Source organism: Achromobacter sp. (genome assembly GCF_032113835.1).
GTDB lineage: Bacteria > Pseudomonadota > Gammaproteobacteria > Burkholderiales > Burkholderiaceae_B > Achromobacter.
On record NZ_DAMCTG010000130.1, the window covers coordinates 1 to 9,993 of the forward strand.

9 protein-coding genes are annotated in these 9,993 nt (G+C 65.7%); 7 read left to right on the top strand and 2 right to left on the bottom strand.

From position 1 onward, the window contains the following. The coding region (locus RT697_RS25750; protein ID WP_313702497.1) for a 7-cyano-7-deazaguanine synthase at positions 1-96 on the bottom strand (96 nt) is incomplete at its 3' end. 167 nt (positions 97-263) lie between these two features. Between RT697_RS25750 and ppc the strand changes: the two genes are divergently transcribed. The 5 genes from ppc (at position 264) to RT697_RS25775 (ending at position 7,748) form a co-directional block, all read left to right on the top strand. Further along, entirely contained in the window at positions 264-3,113 is a 2,850-nt protein-coding gene (gene ppc / locus RT697_RS25755) for a phosphoenolpyruvate carboxylase (RefSeq protein WP_313702493.1), read from the top strand. Between the two features lie 11 nt (positions 3,114-3,124). Then, entirely contained in the window at positions 3,125-3,949 is an 825-nt protein-coding gene (locus tag RT697_RS25760) for an alpha/beta hydrolase (RefSeq protein WP_313702494.1), read from the top strand. A 484-nt stretch (positions 3,950-4,433) separates the two neighbouring features. Beyond that, a complete protein-coding gene (locus tag RT697_RS25765) occupies positions 4,434-5,369 on the top strand; it encodes a 3-hydroxyacyl-CoA dehydrogenase family protein (protein WP_313702495.1) in 936 nt (311 codons plus the stop codon). A 170-nt stretch (positions 5,370-5,539) separates the two neighbouring features. Next, positions 5,540-6,880: a short-chain fatty acid transporter gene (locus RT697_RS25770; RefSeq protein WP_056559781.1), complete on the top strand. Its 1,341-nt coding sequence runs from the start codon at positions 5,540-5,542 to the stop codon at positions 6,878-6,880. 139 nt (positions 6,881-7,019) lie between these two features. Next, positions 7,020-7,748, top strand: a complete 729-nt coding sequence (locus RT697_RS25775; protein ID WP_056559783.1) for an SDR family NAD(P)-dependent oxidoreductase — start codon at positions 7,020-7,022, stop codon at positions 7,746-7,748. A gap of 50 nt (positions 7,749-7,798) precedes the next feature. On the opposite strand, the gene RT697_RS25780 is transcribed toward RT697_RS25775, so the two are convergent. Next, positions 7,799-8,581, bottom strand: coding sequence for an IclR family transcriptional regulator (locus RT697_RS25780; RefSeq protein ID WP_175122168.1), 783 nt, complete (start codon positions 8,579-8,581; stop codon positions 7,799-7,801). A gap of 193 nt (positions 8,582-8,774) precedes the next feature. Here RT697_RS25780 and RT697_RS25785 point away from each other — a divergent pair, with 193 nt between their 5' ends. Both RT697_RS25785 and RT697_RS25790 read left to right on the top strand, forming a co-directional pair. Next, entirely contained in the window at positions 8,775-9,464 is a 690-nt protein-coding gene (locus RT697_RS25785) for a 3-oxoacid CoA-transferase subunit A (RefSeq protein WP_056559787.1), read from the top strand. Beyond that, positions 9,461-9,993, top strand: a 533-nt coding sequence (locus RT697_RS25790; protein WP_313702496.1) for a 3-oxoacid CoA-transferase subunit B, incomplete at its 3' end; no start/stop codon positions are given. The genes RT697_RS25785 and RT697_RS25790, both read left to right, overlap by 4 nt.

The following is a 9,993-nucleotide window of genomic DNA, read 5'->3' on the forward strand; positions in this document are numbered from 1 at the left end:
AACATGGGCATAGCGGTCCAGCGCCCAGGCCAGGCAAGTGGTGGAATCCTGCCCGCCCGAAAACAGAACGAGCGCGCGACGTTGATGATTTTGCATAAAGGGGGCTTCTGGAATAACGAAGGGATACCCCGCACTTTAACCGAGCAAACTGCCTCCCCCGTAAGGAACGCTGCGTAAAATCGACCGATCATTTTCAAGGTTTGCCCGCAACGCCCGCTTCGACTTAAACCCCTTCCCACAGCCGTCAGACGGATCCCCGCACGATGAATGCCAAGCGCACGCAGTCCGATTCCGCAGAACCCTTGCGTCACGATATCCGGCTCCTAGGCCGGCTGTTAGGAGAAGTCATCGAAGAATGCGAAGGCAAGCGCGTCTTCGACACCATCGAGACCCTGCGCCGCACCGCCGTCAAATTCCGCCGCGAAGGCGACGACGCTGACAGCAAACTGCTCGAACAGCGCGTCAAGCGCCTGCAAGGCAGCGACCCCAACTCCGTCGCCCGCGCCTTCAGCTACTTTCTGCACCTGGCCAACATCGCCGAAGACCGCGACCAGAACCGCCGCCAGCGCGCCCGCGCCCTCACCGACGACACGCCCGCCCGCGGCAGCCTGCGCGAAGCCATTCAGATCCTTGGCGGACAAGGCGTCAGCGTTGCGCGCATCCGCCGCCTGTTGGCCGACGCGTGCGTCATGCCCGTCCTCACCGCGCACCCCACCGAAGTCCAGCGCAAAAGCACCCTCGACGTCCACCGCGAAATCTCCACCGCCCTCGCCCAACGCGAAGCCCAGTTGACCCCCGACGAGCTCGCCGAACTCGACACCGCCCTGCTCGGCCGCGTCGCCACCCTGTGGCAGACCCGCATGCTGCGCTACACGCGCCTGACCGTCGCCGACGAAATCGAAAACGCGCTCTCCTACTACCGCAGCACCTTCCTGCAGGTCATCCCGCGCCTCTACGGCGACCTCTCCAAGCTGCTCAACCGCGAATCCGCCAAGCCCTTCGCCGCCCCGCCCCCGCCGCTCGAACCCTTCCTGCGCATGGGCAGCTGGATCGGCGGCGACCGCGACGGCAACCCGAACGTCGACGCCGCCACGCTGGAACGCGCCCTCTTGCGCCAGGCCACCGTCCTCTTCGAGCACTACCTCCAGGAAGTCCACGCCCTCGGCGCCGAACTCTCCATCACCACCCTACTCATCGCCGCCGACCCCGAATTGCTCGCGCTCGCCGAGCGCAGCGGCGACGACTCCCCGCACCGCCGCGACGAACCCTACCGGCGCGCCCTCGTCGGCATCTACGCCCGCCTGGCCGCCACCGCGCTGCGCTTGACCGGCCAGAACCTCGCCCGCCGCAGCACCGTCGCCGCCCCCGCCTACGACGCCCCTCAAGAGCTCGCCGCCGACCTCGCCGTCATCGCCGCGTCGCTCGGCGCGCACCACGGCGCCCCGTTGGCGAAGCTGCGCCTGTCCGGTCTCCAGCAGGCCGTCGAAGTCTTCGGCTTTCACCTGGCCACCGTCGACCTGCGCCAAAGCTCCGACGTCCACGAAGCCGCACTCGCCGAACTCTTCTCGCGCGCCGGCGTCACGCACAACGGCAAGCCTCTCGATTACCTCGCGCTATCCGAAGAAGAGCGCGTCGACCTCCTGCGCGCCGAACTCGCGCAGGCGCGCCCCCTGGCCTCTCCCTGGATCGCCTACACCGAAGACACCACCCGCGAACTCGCCGTCCTGCGCGCCGCCGCCGCCGGCCGCGCCCGCTACGGCAAACAGGCCGTGCGCCAGACCATCGTCTCCCACACCGAAACCCTCAGCGACCTGCTCGAAGTCATGGTCCTGCAGAAAGAGGCCGGCCTCATCGCGCCCGCCGGCCAGGACATCCCCGCCGAAGACGGCCTCATGGTCGTGCCCCTCTTCGAAACCATCCCTGACTTGCAGCGCGGCGCCGACATCATGGCCGCCTGGCTCGACCTGCCCGAAATCCGCCAGCGCGTGAAGCTCGCGCAGAACGGCGCCCAGGAAGTCATGCTGGGTTACTCCGACAGCAACAAGGACGGCGGCTTTCTGACGTCCAACTGGTCGCTCTACCAGGCCGAACGCGCACTGGTCGACGTCTTCTCCACCCGCAACGTCCGCCTGCGCCTCTTTCACGGCCGCGGCGGCTCCGTCGGACGCGGCGGCGGCTCCAGCTTCGACGCCATCCTCGCCCAGCCCCCCGGCACAGTCGCCGGCCAGATCCGGCTGACCGAGCAAGGCGAAGTCATCCAGAGCAAATACAAGGACGCCGAAGTCGGCCGCTGGCACCTTGAACTCCTCATCGCCGCCACCCTCGAATCCAGCCTCGCCCCCCGCGCCGAAGCCACCAGCGCCGAAGACGCCCACATGGCCCACCACGGCCCCGCCATGTCCTTCATGTCCGACACCGCCCAACGCACCTACCGCGGCCTCGTCTACGACACCCCCGGCTTCGCCGAATACTTCTTCGCCGCCACCCCCATCAGCGAAATCGCCGGCCTGAACATCGGCTCCCGCCCCGCCTCCCGCAAGAAAGGCCAGCGCATCGAAGACCTGCGCGCCATCCCGTGGGGCTTCTCGTGGGCTCAATGCCGCCTCATGCTCACCGGCTGGTATGGCATGGGGTCGGCCATCGAGGCCTATCTCGAAACCGGCGCCCCCGACGCCCCACGTTCGCGCCGCGGCCGCCTCGCACAACTGCGCGAAATGGCCCGCGACTGGCCCGCCTTCCGCACTCTGCTCTCCAACATGGAAATGGTCCTGGCCAAATCCGATCTGGCGATCGCGGCCCGTTACGCCCAACTCGTCCCGCAACGCGCCTTGCGCGAACGTATCTTCGGCGCCATCAGCGCCGAACACGGCCGCACGGTAGCCATGCTCAAGCTGCTGACGCAACGCGAACTGCTCGCCGACAACCCAACGCTGCAGATCGCCCTGCGCGAACGCTTCGCCTACATCGACCCGCTGAATTACCTGCAGATTGATTTGATCCGGCGGCATCGCGCGGCGCAGAAGAATCCCAGCGCGGAGGTCGACAAGCGCGTGCAGCGCGCGATCCATCTGACGATCAACGGGATCGCGGCGGGGCTGCGGAATTCGGGTTAGGCGCGCCAGCCGTGAACTTCTCGGTGAACTCGACATTGCAGGTCGCGTCCGGCGCCGCCATGATCGCCGTGGAAACGGCGGGAAGCGGCTTACCCGTTGTCTTCCTGCACGCCAACGTCTGCGACCGGCGCATGTGGCGCGCACAGTTGGAAGCGAGCGGGCCGGACTACCAGGCCATCGCGTACGACAGACGGGGCTTTGGAGAAACCCGCGCACCAGCCCAGGACTACTCCGCCGTCGCCGACCTGATCGCCATCATCGACGCCACGGCCGGTTCCACGCCGGTGATCCTGGCCGGCTGCTCTCAGGGCGCCAACATCGCGCTGAATGCGACCCTGATGCACCCCGCCCGCGTGCGCGGCCTGTTGCTGATTTCACCCACCGTGAATGGCGCTCCAGCGCCCGTCTACTCGCCGGAAATTCTGGAGATGGTCGCGCGTCAACGCGAGGCGGAATCGGCCGCAGACCGTGACCGGATCAACGAGATCAAAGCGGAGCTTTTTTTGGACGGGCCGTTGGCGGATCCCGGGCGCGTTACCGGCGAGACACGCCGCTTGTTTCTGGATATGAACGCTATTGCGCTGGCGGCAGCGCCTTTCGGGGCCAATCGCGACGACATGGAAGCGTTTGCCCGGCTGGGATTGATCGACGTTCCCGTGTCAGTGATATGGGGAGAGTTGGACTTTCCTCATATTCAGGAACGCGCTATCACGGTGGCGCGCCTATTGCCGAATGCGCAGGGGCGACCATTGGCGGGAGTTGCCCATCTCGCAGGACTTGAGCAGCCTGACCTTGTGACCGGGCTGCTCAAGGATCTGGTCAGACGCTGCACTTGACGCCGGGTGTGCGAATTGGCGCTTTCTTGTGGCCGGTGTCAGACACCCGGCAACACGATCCGCAGATTCAGACGGCAGTGCGTAAGGGTGTCAGACACCTGAGAGCATGTGCATCTCGTAAAGGGTGTCAGACACCTGAGAGCATCTGCATTTCGGCCAGCGTCAGACCCAAAGAAGACTGCGAAAACGCGAAGCGCCATCACATCAACGCAAGGCCGACTCCGCCCACGTTCCAGCTACCGCCCGCAAACCCGCCGCCCCAACCGTCCACCCACCGAACACCCCCACCCCCCATTTGTCCACCCCCAGCAACTTTTAGTACTATCCCCACAGAAATTCTATACACGCACAAATGTTCGTATATAGAACACAAAGATTTTTCTGGCCAAGCGCGCACAGAAAGGCACCCCGGACGAGACAGCATCACCCCTGGTCCCCGCGTGCCCGCCTGCAAGCAGCAGCCGCAAGCACCAAGCGAGCCATCATGGACACTCCCCTCAAGAATCTCGCCGTCATCGGCGCAGGCGCCATGGGCAGCGGCATTGCCGCGCTGTTCGCCTCGAAGGGACTCGACGTCGTATTGATTGACCCCGTCGAAGGCGCCCTGGATCGGGCGTTGAAGACCATCGAACGTCAGCTCAACGTCTACGCCCCCGGCGAAGTCCAGCAAGCCATCCAGCGCATCCGCTTCGAGCCTGGCCTCGAAGCCGCCGCCACCAGCGACCTCGTCATCGAAGCCGTCCCGGAAAACCTCGACCTCAAGCGCGGCATCTTCGGCAAGTTGGACACCCTGTGCCCCGCGCACACCCTCTTCGCCACCAACACCTCCGGCCTGTCCATCAACGCCATCGCCAGCGCCGTCCAGCGCCGCGACCGCTTTGTCGGCACCCACTTCTTCACGCCCGCCGACGTCATCCCCCTCGTCGAAGTCGTCCGCAACGACGACACTTCCGAGGACACCGTCGCCAAAGTCATGGCCACCCTGCGTTTCGGCGGCAAACGCCCCGTCCTTGTGCGTCAGGACATCCCCGGCTTCATCGCCAACCGCATCCAGCACGCCCTCGCCCGCGAAGCCATCTCCCTGCTGGAGAAAGGCGTCGCCAGCGCGGAAGACATCGACGAAGTCGTCAAGTGGAGCCTCGGCATCCGCCTCGCCCTGTCCGGCCCCCTTGAACAGCGCGACATGAACGGCATCGACGTTCATTACGCCATCGCCAGCTACCTCTACAAAGACCTCGAGAACCGCACCGAACCCTCCGACCTGCTCAAAAGCAAAGTCGACAGCGGCCACATCGGCGCCAAGAGCGGCCAGGGCTTCTACACCTGGAGCCCCGAACGCCGCGAACGCGTCCTACGCGAAAAAAGCGCCGCCCTCGGCGAACTCGCTGCGTGGCTCACAGGCAAAGCCGGCGGCTCCTGAGTCCGTTCTCAAGCATCCACAAAAAGCGCGGCGGCCAAGACCGACCGCGCCATCGGGCCACGAGCCCACCCACACAAAGAAAAGCAATCGTCCAGCGCGCCCGCATCGTCACCCGATGACCCGCGCCGCCGGACATCAGAGAACCGCCTTACGGAGTTGTTGGAGGCACCATGAATAAACTGGCTTCATTTTTCACCGAGCTGATGCGCAAGTATCTGCCCGATCCCTTCGTCTTTGCGATCGCGCTCACCTTGCTCACCGTGCTGCTCGCCATGGGCATCGAAGGCCAGGGCATCGGCGACGTCACCCGTGCCTGGGGCAAAGGCTTCTGGAGCCTTCTGGCCTTCACCACCCAGATGGCCGTCATCCTGGCAATGGGCTACGTGCTGGCCACCGCGCCGCTCACCGACCGCCTGCTCAATCGCATCGTCAGCCACGTCCACAAGCCGCACACCGCCATCATCGTCGCCACGCTGGTCGGCGGCGTCGGCAGCTACCTGAACTGGGGCTTTGGTCTGGTCATCGGCGGCATCGTCGCCAAGAAGCTGGCCCTGAAGGTCAAGGGTGTGCATTACCCCCTGATCATCGCCGCCGCCTACAGCGGCTTCACCATGTACGGTCTGGGCCTGTCCGCCAGCATCCCCGTCCTCGTCGCCACGCCCGGCCACCCCACCGCCGCGCAGATGGGCACCATCCCCCTGTCGGAGACCATCTTCTCCGTGCCCATGCTGCTCACCAGCCTGGTCATCATCATCACCCTGCCGCTGCTCAACGCCTGGCTGCACCCCAAGAAGGGTGAAGCCATCGTCGAAGTCGACCCCAACATCGACCGCGACGCCAACGCGTCCAACGCCGCCGAAGACATGCTCGAAAAGGGCACCATTGCCTCCAAGCTCAACAACAGCCGCCTGCTCAGCATGCTGATCGGCGCGCTCGGTGTGGCCTACGTCGTCTTTCACTTCATGGACGGCGGCTCGCTGGACCTGAACCTCATCAACTTCATCATCCTGTTCCTGGGCATCATCCTGCTCGGCACGCCCGCCGCCTACGTTGCCAAGCTGACCGAAGGCATCAAGACCATTTCCGGGATCATCCTGCAGTACCCGTTCTATGCCGGCATCATGGCCATCATGGCCGCCTCGGGTCTGGTCACCACGATCTCCGCGGTCTTCGTCGACGTCGCCACGCCTGAAACCCTGCCGTTCTGGGGGCTGATCAGCTCGTTCGTCATCAACTTCTTCGCGCCGTCCGCCGGCGGCCACTGGGTCATCCAGGGTCCGTTCATGATCGACGCCGCCAAGGAAATCGGCAGCGCGCTCAACCAGACCACCATGGCCGTCATGCTGGGCAATGCCTGGAACGATCTGGTGCAGCCCTTCTGGATCCTGCCGGCGCTGGCCCTGTCCAAGCTCAAGCTGCGCGACGTGATGGGCTATACCGTCATCATGATGCTGTGGGTCGGCGTGATCCACATCACCGCCGTCCTCGCCTGGGGCTACCTGACGCATTGAGCCCCCCCGTACGCGCTTGCGCGCGCCCCCCAGGGGGCGACACCTGCAGACCGGCGGAGCCGGATCTGGCGGTGTCCCCGATCGGGGGGAGCCGGGAAGTTGTCAGAGCAGTGTTTTTTTGAACCGAACGGGAATTGATATGACCAAACCCACCGCATATCTCGTCACCGGCGGCAGCGCCGGGATCGGCGCCGCCATCATCCGCATGCTGCTCGATGCCGGCCACAAGGTCGTCAACATCGACTACAAGCTGCCCGAGAATCCGCCGGCGGGTCTGGTCTCGTATCAGGCCGATCTGACCGATGAAGCCCGCACGCAGGAAGTCGCGCGCGAAGTCACCAGCGCGTTCAATATCGTCGGCCTCGTCAACAACGCCGGCGCCACGCGGCCCGGCACGGCCGACACTGCCACGCTGGCCGACCTGGACTACGTCGTCAATCTGCATCTGCGCACTGCGCTCATCCTGGTGCAGGCCGCGCTGCCCGCCATGCGCGAAGCCGGCTTTGGCCGCATCGTCAACATGTCGTCGCGCGCCGCGCTGGGCAAGCCGGACCGTGTGGTCTATTCGGCCACCAAGGCCGGGCTCGTGGGCCTGACGCGCACGCTCGCCATGGAACTGGGCGGCGACGGCATCACCGTCAACGCCATCGGCCCCGGCCCCATCGCCACGGATCTCTTCACCAAGAGCAATCCGGCCGGCGCGCCGCAGACCGAGCGCATCATCAACAGCATCGTCGTCAAGCGCCTGGGCACGCCTGAAGACGTCGCGCGTGCCGCGATGTTCTTCCTGTCACCCGACAACGGGTTTGTCACCGGCCAGATGCTGTATGTCTGCGGCGGCACGACGCTCGGCGTCGCACCCATCTGAGCACGGCCGCCATGCCCTTGACGACCGACCTCGCCGTCCGCCCGCGCCGCCTAGCGGCGCAGCAGCGCGTGGTTGATCTGGTCGGCGGCGCGGCGCAGCGGCGGCAAAAACGCTTCCAGCATCGCCTCGCGCGAAAACCGGTTGGCGTGACCGCTGACGTTCATCGCGGCGATCACGCGGCCGCTGCGGTCGATGATGGGCACCGCGACGGATTGCAGGCCGGGCTCCAGTTCCTGCGCCACGCAGGCATAGCCGTCGGCACGCACACCGGCCAGCACGCGCTTCAGTTCCGCGACGTCGGTGACGGTTTCCGCCGTGTAGGTCTGGATCTGGCTCATCGCCAGGACCCGGTCCAACTCGGCTTCCGGCAGGCCCGCCAGCAACACGCGGCCCATCGACGTCACCCACGCCGGCAAGCGGCTGCCCACGGCCAGATTGATCGTCATCACCTTATGCGTCGACAGACGCAGGATGTACACGATGTCGGCGCCTTCCAGCACCGACACAGAGCAGGACTCGCGCGTCAGCTCGGCGACTTCTTCCATGTAGGGCAGCGCCAGGTTCCACAGCGGCGTGCCCGACAGATAGGCGTAACCCAGTTCCAGGATGCGCGGGGTCAGCGAGAACTTGCGGTCGTCGGCCGTGACGTAGCCCAGGTGTTCCAGCGTCAGCAGAATGCGGCGCGCGCCGGCACGGGTCAGCCCCGTCACGGCGGCCACCTCGGACAGCGTCATCTGCGAACGGTCGGGGCCGAAGGCCCGGATCACCGACAGGCCGCGCGCGAAGGACTGCACGTAACTGTCGCTGGGTTGCTGGGGATCTTGCTCGGCCATCCGTCTGGTTCCACGAGTAAAAGGCCCGCTGCGGCGAGCCTGCGTTGCCCCTTGCGGGCGACTCCGAACGATGGAGATTGCGGCGTGCGGGCTTGCCTTGACGCCTTCGCATTCCCCATGAAACGATGTTCTTCAGAAGAACGAAAGTTCGAAAGAAGAACAAATTATGACACGCCACCTATGAGCGAACATCATGATCTCTAAGACTGTTGCAAGCGCTGCCGCCGCCCTGGCGGACGTCCCCGATGGCGCCACCGTCATGATCGGCGGCTTCGGCACCGCCGGCCAGCCCATGGAACTGATAGACGCCCTGCTTGAACAGGGCGCCAAGGACCTGGTCATCATCAACAACAACGCCGGCAACGGCACCACGGGGCTCGCCGCCTTGCTGGGCGCCAACCGCGTGCGCAAGATCATCTGCTCGTTCCCGCGCCAGGCGGACTCGCAGATCTTTGACGGCCTGTACCGCAGCGGCAAGCTGGAACTGGAACTGGTGCCCCAAGGCAATCTGGCCGAGCGCATCCGCGCCGCCGGCGCCGGCATCGGCGCGTTCTTCACGCCCACCGGCTACGGCACCCCGCTGGCCGACGGCAAGGAAACCCGCGAGATCAACGGCCGCCAGTACGTGCTGGAGTATCCGCTGCACGCCGACTACGCGTTGATCAAGGCCGAGCGCGGCGACCGCTGGGGCAACCTGGTCTACCGCAAGACCGCCCGCAACTTCGGTCCCATCATGGCCAGCGCCGCGCGCGTGGCCGTGGCCCAGGTCCGCGAGATCGTCGAACTGGGCGAGCTCGACCCCGAAACCGTCGTCACCCCCGGCATCTTCGTCAAGCGCGTCGTGCAGATCGCAGGCCAGCAGGCCGCCAAGGAGCAGCAATGAGCACCAAACTGACCCGCGACCAGATCGCCGCCCGCGTCGCCCAGGACATTCCTGAAGGCGCCTACGTCAACCTGGGCATCGGCCTGCCCACGCTCGTCGCCAACCACCTGCCGGCCGGCCGCGAAGTCATCCTGCATACCGAAAACGGCATGCTGGGCATGGGTCCCGCGCCTGCCAAGGGCGAGGAAGACTACGACCTCATCAACGCCGGCAAGCAGCCCGTCACCGAACAGCCCGGCTGCTCGTTCTTTCACCACGCCGATTCGTTCGCGATGATGCGCGGCGGCCATCTGGACATCTGCGTGCTGGGCGCCTTCCAGGTCTCGCAGCATGGCGACCTGGCCAACTGGCACACGGGCGCGCCCGACGCCATCCCCGCCGTCGGCGGCGCGATGGACCTGGCCATCGGCGCCAAGGATGTCTTCGTGATGATGGAACTGCAAACCCGCGAAGGCCAGAGCAAGCTCGTCGAGGCCTGCACGTATCCGCTGACCGGCGTGCGCTGCGTGTCGCGCGTGTACACGGACGT

Bases quoted from the DNA above. Each gene is read 5' to 3' on its own strand.
- RT697_RS25785 (WP_056559787.1), top strand. From the start codon at position 8,775: ATGATCTCTAAGACTGTTGCAAGCGCTGCCGCCGCCCTGGCGGACGTC.
- ppc (WP_313702493.1), top strand. From the start codon at position 264: ATGAATGCCAAGCGCACGCAGTCCGATTCCGCAGAACCCTTGCGTCAC.
- RT697_RS25765 (WP_313702495.1), top strand. From the start codon at position 4,434: ATGGACACTCCCCTCAAGAATCTCGCCGTCATCGGCGCAGGCGCCATG.
- RT697_RS25780 (WP_175122168.1), bottom strand. From the start codon at position 8,581: ATGGCCGAGCAAGATCCCCAGCAACCCAGCGACAGTTACGTGCAGTCC.
- RT697_RS25770 (WP_056559781.1), top strand. From the start codon at position 5,540: ATGAATAAACTGGCTTCATTTTTCACCGAGCTGATGCGCAAGTATCTG.
- RT697_RS25775 (WP_056559783.1), top strand. From the start codon at position 7,020: ATGACCAAACCCACCGCATATCTCGTCACCGGCGGCAGCGCCGGGATC.